The following is a 17,585-nucleotide window of genomic DNA, read 5'->3' on the forward strand; positions in this document are numbered from 1 at the left end:
TTACAGATTCTTATTCAAAATAAATAAATTCATAATCCCCGGAAAATCCGAACTCTTTGAAAATCCACTCCCACTCTTCCTTATCAAAGAATGATTCACAGGTCAGAGCCCAGCACTGCAGGTTAAACTGCTCCTGCTCGTTGCGATAACTTTCCGTGCACATGTATTTGTGCTTGGCGACCCGTTCCATCTCGAAAAGAGCTTTTTTGAGATCAAAAATGCGCAGGTTATGCAGGGTGTTTAAGGAAATGACTAGATCAAACTCACCATCTTCATATGGAAACTTATCTTCGGCCCGATGGAAAAACAGACGACCCCTGATTTCTTCCTTGGCGTCAGCGAGTCCGTGCTTTGAAATATCAAACCCGTGAACATCCATCCCCAGAAGGTGAAATTCGTAAAGCAGGTATGCTTTACCGCAACCCACATCAAGAATTTTAGCTCCGGGCTTGAGGTTATATTGGTCAATCAACCCCTTGGCCATGGGTTTCCAATAACCGGGACGATATGAATACCCACCGTATCCAAAGCGGCGGTTGCCATCCCAATAATCAAATTCATATTCTTTCGCCTTAAGCATGCACTTGACTTTTTCGTCCAACATGCGCGGCAGGTATTCACGGCTCGTGCTCTTGTGCAGTGGAGTAATCAAATTGAGAAGTTCACCCACGACTATTCTCCTTATTTAAGAAGGGCATTGGTAGTTTCAACAATAGCTTCCGCAGAAACACCATACTTGGCCATGAGCGGCAACTGTGAACCGTAAGTATCGGAAAAACAATCAGGTAAGCCAAGACGCTTGAATCTCAGAGGAGAATCAAAATTTGCCTCAGCAAGAGTTTCCGCGACTGCACTGCCGAGCCCGCCGATCACAGAGTGCTCTTCAACACTGATGACCGCTTTAACTTTGGAAGCCATATCAAGCAGCATATCTGAATCAAAAGGCTTAACTGTAGGCATATGCAGAATTCCTACGGACAGTCCCTTTTCTTCAAGCGTAGAAACTGCTTCACGTGCCAGACGCAGCCCGATTCCGGTTGTGACCAGCAGAACATCAGTTCCCTTCTGGAATGGAATCCCGCGACCAATTTCAAAAGGTTGAGAATCGTCAGTGACAATAGGATCATATCCTTTAGCCAGACGGATGTAGATCGGACCTTTCACATCAAGAGTCAGCGGCATCAGGCGGCGCATTTCGTCAGCATCAGCAACAGCTACAACGGTCATATTAGGGGTTGCCCGCATAACGGCAATATCTTCAATAGCCTGATGGGTCGGGCCGAGAGGTGCGTAAACAACTCCACCGCCGTTACCAATCAGCCTGACCGGAACATTATGCATGCACAGATCAACGATTACCTGTTCATAAGCCCTGCGGGTAATGAAGGGAGCGATTGTATTCACATAAGGCATCCAGCCATCAAGAGCCATCCCCGCAGCCATGCCGATAACGTTGGCTTCGTTGATACCTTCCATAAAAAAACGATCGGGAAAATCTTCTTTCATCTCACTGAGAGTTCCGAACCCGAGGTCCGAACCGATGAAGACAACCCGTTCATCAATTCCAGCCAGTCTGTGTACTTCCTGAAGACATGTTTTTCTCATTATTCAGCTCCCAATTCTGCAAACATGCTGTCCATAAGTTCCGGGTCCACATTGGCTTTGTGATGCCATTTAAGATTGTGCTCCACATCCTTGAGACCTTTACCCTTGACTGTGTGACATATAACTGCAGAGGGCTTACCTTTTTCAAATGGGAGAGAGCAAAGCAGATCCTTTAGAGCAACCGGATCATGACCGTCCACTTCACGCACAGCAAAACCAAAAGACTCCCATTTATCAACGAGCGGCTCCAGCGGCTGAATTTCAGATACGGGTCCACTGGACTGAAGCTTGTTGTAATCAACCATCAGTGTGAAGTTATCCAGACCGTGCTTGGAAGCACACATGGCTGCTTCCCAAACAGAACCTTCGTTAATCTCACCGTCGCCGGTGATTACGAAAACACGAGAGCCATCACCACGCATACGGCTGCTGAGAGCATAGCCGATCCCGATGGATGGACCATGTCCAAGTGCTCCCGTAGTCGCTTCCACCCCGGGAGTCTTATGATACTCAGGATGACCGCCGAGAAATGTTTCACCAGAGCAAAATTTTTCCAGCTCTTCAATAGGGAAAAAACCTTTATCAGCCAGAATAGCATACAATGCTAGACAGCCATGCCCTTTACTCAGGATACATCTGTCGCGTTCGATCCAATTCGGATTAGCAGAATCAATTTTCAAAATATCATCATAAAGAACGCGCAGAATTTCTACCAGCGAATAGGCTGAGGCAAGGTGTCCCCTTCCGCCGCAACGCATAGTATTTAGAATGGTTCTCCGCAACTCCAGAGATCTTTCATCGGTACAACACGGCTCATTGGCTGATAATGACATCAAGGAACCTCTTATATCCTTTATTAATATTTTCTAACAGCTTACGGGACTTCCCGAGCTGTTGTTCTCGAATAACATCCAGTCCGGCACCACGCCCACGGGCATGTTCGCGGCGAGCCGCCCCGTGCACAAAAAACTCATTGAGAAAAATTGTGCACCATTTCAACCCCACCAGAGGCAAAATGGTCTTCAAGCGCAGCTGGAAATAACTATCACTAAAAACTTCACTAAAATAGCCATAAGCCGCTGTACACTGCTCTGCTTCCAGATTCATAGCCGGGTGCAAAAGAAAATCAGCAACCATTTTAGCGGGATCATCCCGCCCGAAATATTCAAAGTCCACAAAAACAAATGAGCCGTCTTTACGACGCAGTGCATTGTGCAATCCGAAATCCGATGGGCTCAAAGTCCATTCGCCCTGCTTAAGGACATAGCCCCACTGCCCAGCGGCATTAAGTTCTTCCTTTCGCCATTCACAAACTCTGCGGAACAAAGGAACAAATTCTTGCTCCAGATATTCCACCATTTGTTGCGTCAGTGAATCATCTGCAGAAAGACCTCTCAGATTCTTCATCCTGAGTTCAATCTGCAACTCAATGGAAATGCACTCAAGACAGTGTGCCTTGGCAGTTCTGTATTCTCCCAATTCAGGATTGAGAGACACCTTATGCAGATCACCTGCAAAAGAGGCAAAGGCTTTAAGATCTTCACCCAAAACATCAGCAGAGCCAAGTTTCTCCCCGTATTCAAAAGAATACACCGCCGCGCGGCCTTTATCATCCCGGGCAACAGGTTCAGGTACACAGCAGATGCCGTTCTCCCGTAGTAGCTGAAATGATCCGAACTCAGCCTCAACCCGGTCCTGCCAATCCGCACATAGCGGATAGTACTCTTTAACCGCGTAAGCTTTTCCCCAACCAAGACACACTTTGAATACCCGGCTGTTGCCACCGCCGCCTAATTCAGTGACTTCAGCAGGATCTTCGCCGAACACTCGCTGATAGAAATCTGAATCCATCATTCCCTGCACCAGACTAAACAGGCCAGACTTTGGCGGTTATATCTTCCCATGAACAAACACTTTCAAGTTCCGGCTTAGTTGGACCTGAAGCTGGATTAAAAAAGTATTTTACGGTCTTTTCAGGAAAAAGAGATTCTTCAAAGACTTCCACCAGATCATCAACAAATACATCGCAATCAAGTGAAGATATTATCTGGGCTTTTTCACTTCTTGTGTCAGCAAAATAGACCCGGTCTTCTCGCAATCCATAAGGACCGTCATTAAACAAGCTCTTCTCTGCCATGAAGCCGATAGCTGCGATCCTGAGATCAACATTTCCACGGCGGGCATACTGAGTCTTATGACTGACCACATAGACCGGAATTTTATTTACAATGCACCGTTCTAGAAATTCAGACAAGCCAGAAAAAAGTACCGCTTCATTAATCCTCGGGCCGTAAACTTCCGCCTGCAACTTCTGCCAAGTCACTTCCCCATCAGGCAACAGACGCACACTATCGCGGACTGCTGTTTTGTTTGAGGGAACATCACTAGTGACCAGCCCTGCTTCACACGCAGCAGAAAAAAACAGCTCGTTGTAATCAACAATGGTGTTGTCGAAATCAGAACCGAATATCATCGCATCCTCTGGGTCGGGACAGAAGCACTGTTAAATGAAATTGGCATGGGCATTGGGGTTAACCAGTTCCCAAAGATAAGCATTGATTTTATCCATACGGCAGTTAACGCGACAGTGATGCGGATCAAGATTCTCGGCACACCACTTCATGGATTCAGTCCGCTTCTCTCCGGTCCAGATTTCCTCAAAGGTCTGCTCAAAAATATTACCGTAATTGAAACGCTCATCATCAAGATAGACACTGCAACCCCAGACGTTTCCGCGAGAATCTATATAGGACCAGAACGGCAGGGCATGACATCTGTCGTAGCGGTGCTGCTGTTCATCCCAAGCCTTCATGGTACTGAGTCTAAAAACCACATTAAAAGAATCGGAACTCAACCCGTTCACTTTTTCCGCAAGTTCTTCGTAACCATCATAAGAAATATTTTCGTACTCAGTACACTCACTCTGAGGATGGTGTGAATAAGGCTTAACCACCAGATAATCCATACCTATATCACGGCATCTAAGAGCAAGAGATTCAACCTCATGAGCATTTTCCGGCAGAAGAAGAATCTGAGCTCCTAAAGCACATTCAGCACCGATTCTGGACCTGATTTTCACTGCCTCAGCAAGGTTACTCATCACCTTTTCAAAGTCATCTGCACAGGTCCGATGAATGGCTGAATAGGTCTCCGCAGAACCTGCGTTAAGGCTGACTTTAATCCAGCTGATGACGGGGAGAATCTTTTCGCTAACTTCAGGCTTCATGAGCACGGCATTGGTAGTCAAGGCAGGATCAATTCCCGCAGCTTTTGTACGCAGAATGATATCAACCATTTTTTTGTTCAAAAACGGCTCGCCCTCGCCTGCATACATAATGCTTCTAACTCCAAGCCTACCCATTTCATCTAGACGCTCACCAAGCTTTTCAGCGTCCATGAAATCCGGTTTGTAGCCCGCAAAATCAAGCCCGCAGAACTTGCAACGATGGTTGCAGGCTCCCGCGGGACTTAGTTCCATATAAATTGGATAAACATTTTTTCCTTCTACCCAGTCAGCCACTCTTCGAGGATGGAACATGAGCTTGTGGGAATCAATGCGAAATTCATCTTTTGACATTTTTATGACATGTCCTCGTGTTGATTTTATATAGAAACTGAATCCATCCAGTAGTGCAGAATACAAGCATGACCGGTTTCAGCCATCCCATAAGTATCAGCTGGAATCCAAAAATTGAGGTCACCAATCTGACGCATTTTATTGTCCGGCTTCATGGCTGTAATAGTAACCACTGATGCTCCGAGCTCAGATGCATAACGGCAAGCATTGACTACATTAGGTGAATTACCGGAACTGCTAATACCAACCAACATATCATTGGGAGTCAATCTGCGTTTCAGCGGCTCGACAAAAACCTGATCATAGGAAAAGTCGTTGGCAACAGCGGTAATCAGGGCAAGATCGGTGAAAACTTGAGTATGTACATAGGCATTTTTTGCTAGGTCGGCGGAAAAATGACTGGCCATGGAAGCACTCGCCCCATTCCCGATCAGGTAGATGATCCTGCCATTTTCACGCAGGGTCACGGTCAAATCCTTCCATTTATTGAAAGCCCGATCGCATGCGCAGGTATTGATTGACTCACAGGTTACTTCCAGTGACTCAAGACAATTCTGCAATGAATTTGTGTGCTTGCTCCACACACTTTCACCCTGTTTCTCCATCTGGAGTCTGTCTTCTGACTGCTGTCCAAAGTTGGGGGATTGTATCGGCATGAAATCCACGGACATAATAACTCCTTCCGCCATCGGCGACGGTCCTCACCAACATAGTTTTCCACGGCCTGAAATAATACTGAGCACTTGTCTTCGGGGCCTCTGCATCTACCTTTTCCGGCAGATCTTGCAAATCACATACCAAAGTAGCAAAACGCCGGATTTCTCCCAAACTTTTAGAAGCAGCATTACGCACCATGGCAAGGGCTTTGAGGTAAACTTCCGGAGCCATAATGGCACTGCCAAAATTCATTACCACCCCCCCCTCAAGCTTTTCAATGGCCGCAACAAAAATTAAAAAGTCAGTATAACTGGCCTGCCCTATTGCGGCCCCGTTGCAATTAGGATGCTCATGAATAATATCGTAGCCGATCCCGGCATGAACAGTTACCGGAATGCCTAGCTCGTAGGCTTTGGCAAAAAGACTGATCTCTGCATTCGGCAATTTATTCTCAATTATATACCTGCCGACAGCTTCTCCGAAACCAAAACCGTTATGGACACCTTCAGCAATAATATCATTCAACAGTCCGGTTTCCTGCCAAAGACCGAACTGTCCGTTGGAAATATATGTAGCTACACACTCTGTGGTTTTACCATGCAGTGCGAGTTCAAAATCGTGAATTGCACAGGCTCCATTGACTGCAATGCAGCTAATCAGCCCTTCGGACATAAGATCAAAAAGATACTTCTGCATACCGGACCGTAACACATGCGCACCAATCATCAAAACCCGGGAAGCATCAATATCTTTGGCATACTTTAGGCTTGAAGCAATTTCATTAAAAGAAGAGTGAACATCAGCGCGGGCTTCAGGTTCCTCAACTATGGACACATCAAGAAGACAATTCCTTTGAGCAAGCGGAAGAACGCTCAGCTTTGAACGATCAAAGAGTCTGTATTTCGAAGCCATGCCACAAACCTACTTAAGAGTTGCTGTTATGTATTTCCGCATAGATTGCTTACTGATGGAACGATCATTACCCATAATCTGCACTGCTAGAGAACCGGCAATATTGCCGAGAAAACCGACCAACTCTTCATGCAACCCCATAGAACCGCACATTGCTGCAACAGAAAAAAGGGCATCCCCCGCACCAACACGGTCCACTACGTTGGAATCAAAGGTAGGCACACGCACAAACTCACTTTTAGGATTAAAAAGAGAACAACCGCGACTCCCTTGAGTTACTAAGGCAAGATTCGCATCTAACCTTTTAACAACTTCGATCAACAGCGGACGAATCTCACTGACCTGATCCCTAGTTTCAAGGCGTAATTCGTGCTCAGCAAGGGAAAAGAAATCTGTCCGGGGATACTTACCTATGGTGTTGAATCCCCTGTTACCTGCATTTGCCTGTGTATTTACAGCAAGGTAAGGGGACTTTGTTGACAGAATATCAATCATCGACGGAGAAATCAGACCGTGACCGAAATCAGCAACGAGCACGAGGTCATAGCTCCTGACAAGCTGCTCAAGCTGTTTACACAACCCGCTATCAATTTCTTCCGGCAACGGATCATCATTCATATGATAGATCTCCATAACCTTGCCGAGTGTGTAGCCGTCAATAAATCTACGTTTGAGTGTCGTCGGCGCATTGGGACGGGTAAAGAAATATGGAACTACTTTTGAGTTTAGTTTCTCGCGAATAAATTCTTCATGACGCTCTATATCCCCCAACATGGAAAGCAGCGTAACTTCCCCGGCAAAATTGGCCACATGGTTGGCAACAGCCAAGGCTCCGCCTGCATAAAGCTCTTTAGATTGATATTTAAGGGCCAGAATGGGGTCTTTCGAAGATTTCCCCAGTGCAGAAGCAATCTGGTATTCATCCAGAATTGTGTCTCCGACAACCAAAACACGTAGATCATGCATCCGGTCAAGAATACCCAGAAGATCATCTAGCTCATAACGCTTGCGGAACATCTTTAGGTATTCGTCTAACTCTTCACTGTTCTTGCTCAAGTAGCGGTTGATCAGATTTGATGAGCTAAAAACTATATCAGAAGTAAAAATCAACTCAGCCCCTATCTTTTCAACAACGTCAGCTTCTGGACCAATCTTTCCGGTTGGGTCGCCTTCAATATTTTTGAATTCATCACCCTTCGCGTAAACATTGGGCCTGATTTGACGCAAGGTTTCCTCAGCTGTCGGCCATTCATTAATTGTTACATAATCGGTCTCACCTAATGAGGCCAAGGCTTCTGCCCTTAAAATCTCAGTAAATGCAGGTCTATCAGGCCCTTTATCGACAAACCGATCTGGGGTAAGGCTGACCATAAGGATGTCACCATGCTCTTTAGCCTGACTCAAGTAACGGATATGTCCAATGTGCAAAAGATCAAAAACACCATGACAGAGCACCACTTTTTTACCCTGCGCTTTAAGCTCTTCTGCTATCTCTGCCAGTTCGGCTACACTTTTTATTTTATTATCAGTGTTGTTGGCCATTAGAAATTACCTCTTAATGGATATTGGAGATCGTTCACAAATCATTTTGAAGACTTAAAATTATCTCTCAACTTTTTCAAAGGGCGCAATCCATCCGCAGGATCTGCCCGCCAATCCCGATCAGGAAGTTCTGCCTCAACTGGAGCCTTTTCACCGTTTCCATCCGCCATAAAACCGACTCTAACATTCCTGATCATTCTTTCTACCTTATCCGGTAGCCAGCAATGCCCTGTTCCATATTCTGCACCCTGCTCATCAAGATCGAGGTGGAACTCAATCATATTGGCCTCATACTTATGTATTGCCCGCTGAACAACCCCTTCTTCAACTGTATGATCAGACCAGCCTATTTTGCAACTGAATTTCTTTTTCAGCAAGGACATTGCTGACAAATTTGCCTGATTGCTTGGAGTAGGGTATCCGGAAACACAATGTAATAATGTAAGATCTCTACAACCGCCATCACGCAACACATTCACGGCGTGAGATATTTCATCAAGATTTGCCATACCTGTTGAAAGTACAACAGGCAAACCCGTATCAGCACAACTGACGAGCAAATCATCCCACAACAATTCATATGATGCTATTTTAAAGAAATTCACATAAGGAGCCAAAATTTCAACAGCGTCCAGATAAAAAGGAGTGCAGGAAAAATATATTCCGCACTCACGACACTTCTCAGCAATCTGGGGAATAAATTCCTCCGGCAACTCCCATCCCCTGCGACTGCGGTGCTCTTCACTTGCAACAAGTATTTCAGGAGAAAAAAGCTCATCAATTTTGAAAAGCTGAAACTTTACTGCATCACAACCAATTTCAGCTGACCTTTCAATAAACTCAAAGCAACGCTTCAGGTCACGGGCATGATTGCTTGAAACCTCAGAGACAAACATTGGCAACTTCATTATTATCCTTGACGCTAACACGAGCAACTCGTTAATATAAATATATGCAAATATCATCTTAACAATATTGGATTTTCTCGCAAATAACTATCACCAAACCGTCCTAAAAACAATTTATGGGGATAAACTATTTGTTTTGCCAGCTCCTGTCTTTCATTCATCTCGGGTGTATCTTCCCATTCACCATCTATTCTAGCGTTCATCTCAATACATGCCTTCCTGATTTCTTCCGGAGTGTTTTCTTTCAAATAAACCCCTTTCTCAACAAGATCTTCCGAGCGGGACAAGCCAACAGCACCAGCCTCAATTATCTCTTTAAAGCTCATCTCCTTGTCATTAGAGACACTAAAAAAATGCTTATACAAGGTAATAAGGTTGGTATGCCATTCACATGCACCATGCAGTTGAGAATAATTCACAAATAAAACAGGTCTTCTAAAAATCATGCTTATTCCATCAAGCCCAGTACCACAAGAAATCATGAATTTACATGTTGCACACAAAAAAACATCCATGAATTCAGAGCGGAATTTGCAAGAATAGTCTATTATTCTAGGATGATATATATCAAATTTTTTTTCAACTACTGCACCCATTCTTAGTACAAAAAGTCCTCTTTCAGCCAATTCTAGAGCAGCACTTTTATAGTTATCAATATCAGCATCCCGGAAATCATGATAACTCCAATCTTTATCCTTCAAATGTGCATTAAGGTACGCACCATCTCTAACGTTAAGACATACATATTTATCATTGGGACCGATTCCCATTCGTCTCAACTCTTCACCCCCCATCTCCTTCTCTTTATCAGTAAAAGACAAAGAAGGCTTAGTTTTATGCCACAATAGATGATCATCTCTTCCGTTTTTCCCAAACAAATCTTTATGAGTACTATATGGGCTCTCATGAGCGAGCATTGGAGCAACAACTGATGCGACTGGCGAATAATTGAGAATCCTATTCCACATCAATTTCAAAAAATTATTAGAGACAGGATCATTATGACCTAAAAAATCTAAGGTATCAGAATCGAGTATATCTGCATCCCGCTCTGTTATGTATTGCTCAGTATTAAGGGCAAAATGCCCAATACGTTCACTACGCATGAGCCCAAAACGCACCTTTAGCCACGGAGAAACGCTATCCGCAAGCATAACCACTTGTTCACAATCTTTATACGAGAACTCTTTTTTCCTAAGCTTTTTTTCGAGATATTGAATATGATCGATAAACAACTCTTCAAGGTTAGGCTTCAGAGACTGCTTATCCAAACCAAAGACTGCTAAGCAATGTGGACACAAATATCTGTCTTTACCCAGTCTGGGATTAAGTACGCTTATTTTTACCTTCCCTAGACAATTATGACAAACTACCAAAGATTCGAGTGTAGGATGATCCAACTTCCCATTTTTAAAAGTTACATAAGGTATTAATATAGATGAGGGTTCATTCTCAAAAAATGTATCTCCAGAGTCTAGAGCAGATTTAATACGAATTGGTACTGATTTCACACCGGAAAGAACTTCCCCTGCCAAGCTAAAAGCCCCACATGCTATCGCAGCACAAGCAAATGCGATTTTATCCTCAACAGAAGCGGACAAAGATTTTGCGCCGAGTCTTTTGAGTAATACAATTTTTTCTTCAACACTTAAGGATAAAATTTCAGTATAGGATGACAAAGCTTCTCCACACCTTACATTATTCATCAACTGCATCCTCCCATCTCCAATAAAGAATAGCGCGCCACTTTTAGCTAATTGCGCAAGAACAAAGATCCCTTTATAATAGAATTTTATCTAATTGACACCGTTCCTAAACAACCTCAATTAAAAATAAAAAATTTAAACTCAATGAATAGCTATTTACATAATCATGGCCAAAAAAAATGTTGCCCCAAACGACGGGCACGATTTAGGCCACTCCACACTAAAAAAACATCTACTGCTTACCTGTTCTCCTCAAAGAAATGACATCAAACATTTATATACCCTTAAAGGAAAGTAACTTATACAAACTATTCACTCAACAATTTTAAAATACGCACTAAAGAAATTTATCCAAAAAGCCGAAGAGAATGACAGAATTACATAGCTTTACTAAACGGTAAAGAATAGGTTCTCGTCTTGTTTTTTTCTGTTTTATTCAATATATTGGCAGCGTTTTCAGCTTAGGATAAACTTTATTCACATGATAAACTAACAACTCATTTTCACTACTCAGAGAAACCAACATGAAGAGAATCCCCTTTCTGGATTTAAAAGTTTCAGACCCAACCGAACGTGCTGAAATAATGGAGGCAGTTGAGGCTGTACTTCTTCATGGTCGGATTGTTATTGGCCCTGAAGTTGAAACTCTAGAAAAAAAAATCGCTGAAATCTGCAACAGGAAATATGCTGTCGGTGTTAATTCAGGATCTGAGGCACTGTTCACATGCCTAAGAGCACTTGGGATTGGTCCAGAGGACGAAGTAATTACAACATCTCTTTCATGGATAGCAACTACAAACGCCATAGCAATGACCGGTGCAACGCCTGTTTTTGCAGACATAACTGATGATCTTAATATATCCTCTGAAAGTATAGAAAAACTAATCACCCCGGCAACAAAAGCAATTATCCCGGTTCATTACACTGGGAAAATGTGTGACATGAACAAAATAATGGAGCTTGCTAAACAACACAACCTGCTTGTAATAGAAGATGCTGCACAGGCTTTTGGTGCAAAATATAACGGAGAACCAGCCGGATCAATAGGCGATGCCGCTTGTTTCAGCTTCAACTCAATGAAAGTATTAGCTTCATGCGGCGAGGCAGGAATAATCCTCACAGACTCCGAAGAAACCAAAAACAAACTCCAATCATTAAGATATAGCGGCACAATTAATCGCGAGACATGCATACAACCTAGTCTCAATGGACGACTACACACTATCCAAGCTGCTATACTGCTTAAACGCCTCCAGCGACTGAACAAACTGATACGAAAAAGAAACCAAATTGCCCAATTTTACGATAGTAAAATTGGAAATTATGTTACCCCCCCTACTCGTTCAGCAGAAAGCGAGGATGTTTATTACACTTATACAATCCAAGCAGAAAAAAGGGATGAGTTGATGTCCTTCTTAGAAAAGAAAGGGATTGAAACCAAAATACAACACCCAATACTGATGCCGGAACAACCAGCATATTCTAAGAATACTAGAGGAGAATGGAGCAACGCCAAAAAAGTTGTTAAAAAAATTCTCTGCCTACCGGCAAATGAAAAACTTTCACAAGAAGACATAGCTTATGTTGCAGACTGCATTAAGGCTTTTTACTCCAACCCTGTAAAATAAACGCATAACAATATAATCAAATAATATTATATTTTGTGAGGTTTACTGTGATCAGAAGAAAAGAAGATATAAACGAAGAAAGCCTTAAACAAGAATTTGAAGAAATCCGCAAAAGGCTAGAGATTAATAGCCTTGATGAGGCACTGATTTTTCCAAAATTTTTTCAAATAGAACCCTCAAGAGTATGTAATTCACGCTGCCGTTTCTGCGCTGTTGACGACTGGGACAAATCGGTCCCTTTCATGCCAGACAAACTTTTTGATAAATTAGTAACTGAATTTAAAAACCATACAAATCATATTGAAGTAGTCTGTCTCGCTCGCGCAGGTGAACCTCTTCTTGATAAAAAAATAGTCGATAAAGTCAAAACCTTAAAAGAGATAGGAATAAATAAAGTAACACTCTCTACTAATGCGTCACTTCTTTCTAAAGAAAAAGCTTTAGATCTCCTCAATGCAGGACTGGACGACATCATGCTCTCTATCGACACTGTCAACAGAGAAAAATACGAGTCAGTCCGCAGAGGTCTAGACTTTGATACAGTAATGAAAAATATAAGAACACTGTTCGAAATCAGAGAAAAGATACGGCCTGAAGTTATCGTTCGGGTTCGCGGAGTGGCAACATTTGACATTAATTCCACAGAAGGAATCAACGAACTCGAAAAGTGGGAATCCTTTTGGGGACAATTCAGAAAATCGCAAGATCGTATTTATATGAAGCAAGCCCATAGCTGGGGCAATCAAAAAGAAGGGCAATACATCCCTGAATATGAAAATGTTTTTCACCCATGCATCCTTCCATGGTCCACGCTGCATGTAACGACAATGGGGCTTGTTCCACTTTGCCCACAGGACTATGATGCTAAAGCCAACCTGGGAGATGCAAATAAAAATTTTATTTCAGATATATGGAATAACGCCAAGTGGGAAAGGATTAGAAAACTCCATTCCTCCGGCAAGCGAAACGAAATTTCTTTTTGTCGAGGATGTTATCTTTTTGACAAGGAATTTTCTTTAGAAAAATAAACCATCTACTACAACACCATTAGACATCAACAATCTGGAGCTCATATGGCTATCACCGATTATTACGGAAGACAGACAGCAACGACAAGGCTCGATATTTATTCTATAAATGGCGAATCTAAAGTAGTTCACAGAAGTTTGTCAGACCAAGAAGCATATGACACTTGGCACCTGGCATTGTATTTCAAGGAGATTCTTGAATGCAGAAAATTGATGGAATCTGACTTCAGTTTCGATTTAATTTCTAGAAAAGAAAAGCATCTCATAGTCTATCTTTTGCTTGCAGCAAACCCTCAACTACAATCCGTTACAGAACTTGGGTCATCACTTTTTGAAATGATTGATGGGCTAGAGGTTTTAACAGACTACAAACAAAAGAAGGAATCCTTACTACCTCAACTAAAAGTCGACAATATTACTTTTTTAGGTGTTGAATTATCCGACTTGCTGGCTCAAGCCTCTAAAGAGCTTCACAAAAATCATAATGTCCAAACACATAAAGAATTATCGAAACTTCCCTCAATAGAGGATGGTCTTCTTTATGATAGGAATGTCACTAGCTATGCATTCGATAACACAGACGAACTTGCTTTTTTTATGAACAAATTTGATATTTCGTATTGCAATTTATATTTCAACAAAGGGCACACCTTTCACACTTCACGTTTGGGGAAATGCCATACTTACTTTTCTCTTGAAAGCTTAGTCGACAAGCTAGATAAGCCGTTATTTCACCTATTTGGCATCAAAGCTCCTGGACCTAAGAGTGGAGAACTACTTTCGCTTGGAAACGATGTTGTTGAAGGATTTTTCCTCAATTGTTCAGGGGAGAGAGCCAATGAATTCATTTCGCTTTCTTCTTCAATTCCAGAAGTAAAAGATTGGTTTACTCAAAAAGACATACGCCTTACTCCTGCTCTAAACCTGCTAGATACAAAACAAGGTTAACCACACTAACTCGCATGTTATCAAAGATTTATCAACAAATGTTCCTCATTCGCTCAGTGGAAGAGAAATTACTTTCACTGTTCACACAAGGAAAAATTAAAGGCACTGTTCATACCTGTATTGGTCAAGAAGCATGCGCAGTCGGTTCGATGATGGCTGCTGAGCTAGAAAAAGACCTTGTGTTTTCAAACCACCGGGGTCACGGTCATTTGTTAGCTTATGGAATTCCTCTTGATAAATTTTTGGGGGAGCTCATGGGTAAAATTTGCGGCCCATCAAGAGGCTTAGGTGGCTCCCAACACATGCTTTGGAAGAATTTTATGACATCCGGTATTCAGGGAAGTCTTCTCCCGATTGGTGTTGGTGCTGCATTTGCTGAAAAGAAAAAAAAATCTGATGCCATCTCAATAATCTTTATGGGTGATGGAACTATGGGTCAAGGTATAGTATATGAAAGTTTCAATTTTGCTGCAAAGTGGAAAATTCCAGTAGCTTTCATTCTTGAAAACAACGGATACGCTCAAACAACCAAGACCTGCCATGCTCACGCAGGTGATATTTCTATGCGCGCTGCTGCATTCAATATTCCATGTTCTTCAATTGATGGTAATAACGTTGAATTAGTCCACGACCATCTTGTAAAATCTTACTCTAGAATTAGAACCAGCAACTCCCCTGAACTAATTGAGCTTAGAACAAATAGACTTTGTGCTCATAGCAAAGGAGATGACACCCGCCCAGAAGAAGAACTTGCTGAGTATTGGAAAAATGACCCACTTAATAACGTAGCCTTTAAACTACCAAAAGAAAAAATAGACTCCTTACAAGCAGAAATAATAAACATGGTTGAATCAACGGTTAAAAAAGTACTGCAAGCTCCCAGTCTAAGTTATGAAACTTACAAGGAGAAAGGTCTCTAACATGAGGTATTTGGCGAGCTTGCAGGATGCATTAACAGAGATACTTGATGAAAACCAGAATGCCCATATCCTTGGCGAAGATATTTGCGCTCCATATGGGGGAGCATTTAAAGTAACACTAAAGGCCTCACAAAAGCATCCGGATCGAGTCCTTAACACACCAATATGCGAAGCCTCCATTGTAGGAATGGCAACCGGTATGGCCATACGAGGATTCCCTGCAATAGTAGAAATTATGTTTGGGGATTTCATTCTTATTGCCGCTGACCAAATCATCAATGAGGCATCTAAATTCCGGGCGATGTTTGATAACAGACTGGACGTCCCCTTGGTAATTCGAACGCCAATGGGCGCAGGGAGGGGGTACGGCCCAGTTCATAGTCAATCCCTTGAAAAATTTTTTCTAGGAGTCCAAGGCCTCAAAGTTGTCTCTCCGTCTCATTTCCATAACCCGGGCCAGCTACTAATTAATAGCGTTAATGAGAAATCACCGATTTTATTCGCTGAGCACAAACTACTTTACCCACGTAAGTTATCGTACTCACAGACCATCGAAAATAGCCACAATTTTCCGACAGTTTTAACCGACAATCATGGTACAACCACCACTAGCGATGTAGTGATAATAGGATACGGAGGAATGAGTAAAATAATTGATGACGCTATGCTCCTTTTAGCAGAAGAAGAAATATACGCTACAGCAATCTACCCATCTTTAATATCTGAAATCTCGCCATATACAATTGAAGCAGTAATAAAGAATATTCCTAAATCAAGTCAGGTTTTTATTGTAGATGAAGTTGAAAAAGATTTTGGTTGGTCTACCAATATGTCACTATCATTGATCAAGTCAGGAATTTCACCACAGAAAATACATATTATCGCTAGAGATTGTGAGATCATTCCAACCTGCTTCGACTTAGAGCAGGAACTAATAATGTCGTCTAAAAAAATAACCAGCACCATATACCAAAAATTGGGATTATAATGACCACAATTACCAAAATATACATTCCGCAGTTCGCAGCCAATGACGATGAGGTTCAAGTGATTGACATTTTCTATGAAAATGGAGCCCAGGTTTTGGCGGGAGACATCTTAGCCGACTTTGAAGCCAGCAAGGCTGCCTTTGAACTTGAGGCCGAATCAGGCGGCTATTTCTATACCCCTCATGTTGCGGGAGATGTCGTCCCAACAGGCAGCCTATTTGGTATCATCTCACAAGCTGAAACCCCAGAAAACTGGAGGCAATTGTTCATCTTGAATAAACCAAATTCAAAAAAAAACAATGAACCTTCAACACCCTACACCAAAAAGGCTCTTCTCTTATGTAAAAAGCACAAAATCGATATTGAACAAATTTCCTACAAGGGAATCAAGTTAACTGAGAATGATGTTCTAAAGTATTTAGATCAGAAAAAAAGTATGAAAGATTTCGCTGAGATTACTTGGGAGAAGCAGGGAGAAAAAATTGCATTAATAGGAGCGAGCCCCTCAGCCCCAGTTATTATTGATGCGCTGATAGGCAATAATGAAATGTTTCCATCGGTTATATTTGATGACAATGAAGATCTTCATGGAACAGAGCTTCTCAATATTCCAATTGTTGGACCAATCGATCCTGACTTCATGCGATTTCTGTTTCACAAGGGATACTTCGACAAAATAATTATCGCGATGAACTCTACAACTAAACTTAGGAGCTATTTTTATAAGAAGCTAAAAGCAGAAGGTTTTTTATTTGCTAACATAGTCCACAAGTTAGCAAATATTTCTTCACTCTCTAACATTGGTGAAGGCAATGTTATATTGCAATTTTGTAATTTATCCCCCTTATCTGAAATTGGTAACAACAACTACCTTAGCCCTTACACAAGCATTGAACACGACTGCAAACTTGATGACAGTTGTTCATTTGGTCCAGGAGTTCTAACATCAAGCTACGTTAAAATAGAGGATGAAGTAAAATTCGGAACAGGGGTTTTTATTGAACCAAGAGTAAAAATTGGGTACCAGTCTAAAGTAGCCTCTGGATCAATTTTAACAAGAAGCATTGATCCAGGATCTGTAGTTAAGACTAAAGACTCATTATTATACAGGAACAATAAACACTAGAATTAATATCATATATCATTAGTTAGCCAAGCGAATAAT

17 protein-coding genes are annotated in these 17,585 nt (G+C 42.1%); 6 read left to right on the forward strand and 11 right to left on the reverse strand.

What is annotated here, in order from left to right; all coding sequences use genetic code 11:
• Nucleotides 1–10 precede the first annotated feature (10 nt).
• The 11 genes from ACZ5PW_RS00590 to ACZ5PW_RS00640 are packed head-to-tail and all read right to left on the reverse strand — an operon-like array spanning nt 11 to nt 10,916.
• Nucleotides 11–670 carry a class I SAM-dependent methyltransferase gene (locus ACZ5PW_RS00590; RefSeq protein ID WP_464557067.1) on the reverse strand — a complete coding sequence of 220 codons (660 nt, stop codon included), beginning with the start codon at nt 668–670 and terminating at the stop codon, nt 11–13.
• A gap of 11 nt (nt 671–681) precedes the next feature.
• Nucleotides 682–1,605 (reverse strand): transketolase family protein, encoded by a 924-nt coding sequence (locus tag ACZ5PW_RS00595; RefSeq protein WP_464557068.1) that lies wholly within the window; start codon nt 1,603–1,605, stop codon nt 682–684.
• Entirely contained in the window at nt 1,605–2,438 is an 834-nt protein-coding gene (locus ACZ5PW_RS00600; protein WP_464557069.1) for a transketolase, read from the reverse strand. The genes ACZ5PW_RS00595 and ACZ5PW_RS00600 overlap by 1 nt, the downstream gene beginning before the upstream one ends.
• Complete coding sequence (locus ACZ5PW_RS00605; RefSeq protein WP_464557071.1) at nt 2,419–3,459, reverse strand: phosphotransferase; 1,041 nt, start codon at nt 3,457–3,459, stop codon at nt 2,419–2,421. The genes ACZ5PW_RS00600 and ACZ5PW_RS00605 overlap by 20 nt, the downstream gene beginning before the upstream one ends.
• A 13-nt stretch (nt 3,460–3,472) precedes the next feature.
• Complete coding sequence (locus ACZ5PW_RS00610; protein WP_464557073.1) at nt 3,473–4,078, reverse strand: HAD family hydrolase; 606 nt, start codon at nt 4,076–4,078, stop codon at nt 3,473–3,475.
• Nucleotides 4,079–4,108: 30 nt separating this feature from the next.
• Complete coding sequence (locus ACZ5PW_RS00615; protein WP_464557077.1) at nt 4,109–5,182, reverse strand: radical SAM protein; 1,074 nt, start codon at nt 5,180–5,182, stop codon at nt 4,109–4,111.
• A gap of 26 nt (nt 5,183–5,208) precedes the next feature.
• A complete protein-coding gene (locus ACZ5PW_RS00620; RefSeq protein WP_464557079.1) occupies nt 5,209–5,853 on the reverse strand; it encodes an SIS domain-containing protein in 645 nt (214 codons plus the stop codon).
• On the reverse strand, nt 5,771–6,751 hold the full coding sequence (locus ACZ5PW_RS00625) for a GSU2086 family protein (RefSeq protein WP_464557082.1): 981 nt from the start codon (nt 6,749–6,751) through the stop codon (nt 5,771–5,773). Before ACZ5PW_RS00625 ends, ACZ5PW_RS00620 begins: the two co-directional genes overlap by 83 nt.
• 9 nt (nt 6,752–6,760) lie before the next feature.
• The gene (locus ACZ5PW_RS00630; protein ID WP_464557085.1) at nt 6,761–8,293 is read right to left on the reverse strand and encodes a PfkB family carbohydrate kinase; all 1,533 of its coding nucleotides are present in this window, start codon (nt 8,291–8,293) and stop codon (nt 6,761–6,763) included.
• 41 nt (nt 8,294–8,334) lie between these two features.
• Entirely contained in the window at nt 8,335–9,201 is an 867-nt protein-coding gene (locus ACZ5PW_RS00635) for an N-acetylneuraminate synthase family protein (RefSeq protein ID WP_464557087.1), read from the reverse strand.
• A gap of 53 nt (nt 9,202–9,254) precedes the next feature.
• Nucleotides 9,255–10,916, reverse strand: a complete 1,662-nt coding sequence (locus ACZ5PW_RS00640; RefSeq protein ID WP_464557090.1) for a TIGR04372 family glycosyltransferase — start codon at nt 10,914–10,916, stop codon at nt 9,255–9,257.
• Nucleotides 10,917–11,431: 515 nt separating this feature from the next.
• Between ACZ5PW_RS00640 and ACZ5PW_RS00645 the strand changes: the two genes are divergently transcribed.
• Genes ACZ5PW_RS00645 through ACZ5PW_RS00670 form a run of 6 tightly spaced genes read left to right on the forward strand, consistent with a single transcriptional unit; the run spans nt 11,432 to nt 17,546 of the window.
• The gene (locus tag ACZ5PW_RS00645; protein ID WP_464557093.1) at nt 11,432–12,535 is read left to right on the forward strand and encodes a DegT/DnrJ/EryC1/StrS family aminotransferase; all 1,104 of its coding nucleotides are present in this window, start codon (nt 11,432–11,434) and stop codon (nt 12,533–12,535) included.
• Nucleotides 12,536–12,582: 47 nt separating this feature from the next.
• A complete protein-coding gene (locus tag ACZ5PW_RS00650) occupies nt 12,583–13,563 on the forward strand; it encodes a radical SAM/SPASM domain-containing protein (protein WP_464557094.1) in 981 nt (326 codons plus the stop codon).
• A 45-nt stretch (nt 13,564–13,608) separates the two neighbouring features.
• Nucleotides 13,609–14,511 carry a hypothetical protein gene (locus ACZ5PW_RS00655; RefSeq protein ID WP_464557096.1) on the forward strand — a complete coding sequence of 301 codons (903 nt, stop codon included), beginning with the start codon at nt 13,609–13,611 and terminating at the stop codon, nt 14,509–14,511.
• A gap of 38 nt (nt 14,512–14,549) precedes the next feature.
• Nucleotides 14,550–15,431, forward strand: a complete 882-nt coding sequence (locus ACZ5PW_RS00660; RefSeq protein WP_464557098.1) for a thiamine pyrophosphate-dependent dehydrogenase E1 component subunit alpha — start codon at nt 14,550–14,552, stop codon at nt 15,429–15,431.
• Nucleotide 15,432: 1 nt separating this feature from the next.
• Nucleotides 15,433–16,419 (forward strand): alpha-ketoacid dehydrogenase subunit beta, encoded by a 987-nt coding sequence (locus ACZ5PW_RS00665; RefSeq protein ID WP_464557100.1) that lies wholly within the window; start codon nt 15,433–15,435, stop codon nt 16,417–16,419.
• Nucleotides 16,419–17,546, forward strand: coding sequence for a hypothetical protein (locus tag ACZ5PW_RS00670; RefSeq protein ID WP_464557103.1), 1,128 nt, complete (start codon nt 16,419–16,421; stop codon nt 17,544–17,546). The genes ACZ5PW_RS00665 and ACZ5PW_RS00670 overlap by 1 nt, the downstream gene beginning before the upstream one ends.
• The last annotated feature ends 39 nt before the right edge of the window (nt 17,547–17,585 follow it).

This window comes from Maridesulfovibrio salinus (assembly GCF_055394525.1).

What these genes read in the sequence shown, in the direction of transcription:
- ACZ5PW_RS00595 (WP_464557068.1), bottom strand. Translation starts at nt 1,605, where the DNA reads ATGAGAAAAACATGTCTTCAGGAAGTACACAGACTGGCTGGAATTGAT.
- ACZ5PW_RS00600 (WP_464557069.1), bottom strand. Translation starts at nt 2,438, where the DNA reads ATGTCATTATCAGCCAATGAGCCGTGTTGTACCGATGAAAGATCTCTG.
- ACZ5PW_RS00605 (WP_464557071.1), bottom strand. Translation starts at nt 3,459, where the DNA reads ATGATGGATTCAGATTTCTATCAGCGAGTGTTCGGCGAAGATCCTGCT.
- ACZ5PW_RS00610 (WP_464557073.1), bottom strand. Translation starts at nt 4,078, where the DNA reads ATGATATTCGGTTCTGATTTCGACAACACCATTGTTGATTACAACGAG.
- ACZ5PW_RS00615 (WP_464557077.1), bottom strand. Translation starts at nt 5,182, where the DNA reads ATGTCAAAAGATGAATTTCGCATTGATTCCCACAAGCTCATGTTCCAT.
- ACZ5PW_RS00620 (WP_464557079.1), bottom strand. Translation starts at nt 5,853, where the DNA reads ATGTCCGTGGATTTCATGCCGATACAATCCCCCAACTTTGGACAGCAG.
- ACZ5PW_RS00625 (WP_464557082.1), bottom strand. Translation starts at nt 6,751, where the DNA reads ATGGCTTCGAAATACAGACTCTTTGATCGTTCAAAGCTGAGCGTTCTT.
- ACZ5PW_RS00630 (WP_464557085.1), bottom strand. Translation starts at nt 8,293, where the DNA reads ATGGCCAACAACACTGATAATAAAATAAAAAGTGTAGCCGAACTGGCA.
- ACZ5PW_RS00635 (WP_464557087.1), bottom strand. Translation starts at nt 9,201, where the DNA reads ATGAAGTTGCCAATGTTTGTCTCTGAGGTTTCAAGCAATCATGCCCGT.
- ACZ5PW_RS00640 (WP_464557090.1), bottom strand. Translation starts at nt 10,916, where the DNA reads ATGCAGTTGATGAATAATGTAAGGTGTGGAGAAGCTTTGTCATCCTAT.
- ACZ5PW_RS00645 (WP_464557093.1), top strand. Translation starts at nt 11,432, where the DNA reads ATGAAGAGAATCCCCTTTCTGGATTTAAAAGTTTCAGACCCAACCGAA.
- ACZ5PW_RS00655 (WP_464557096.1), top strand. Translation starts at nt 13,609, where the DNA reads ATGGCTATCACCGATTATTACGGAAGACAGACAGCAACGACAAGGCTC.
- ACZ5PW_RS00660 (WP_464557098.1), top strand. Translation starts at nt 14,550, where the DNA reads ATGTTCCTCATTCGCTCAGTGGAAGAGAAATTACTTTCACTGTTCACA.
- ACZ5PW_RS00665 (WP_464557100.1), top strand. Translation starts at nt 15,433, where the DNA reads ATGAGGTATTTGGCGAGCTTGCAGGATGCATTAACAGAGATACTTGAT.
- ACZ5PW_RS00670 (WP_464557103.1), top strand. Translation starts at nt 16,419, where the DNA reads ATGACCACAATTACCAAAATATACATTCCGCAGTTCGCAGCCAATGAC.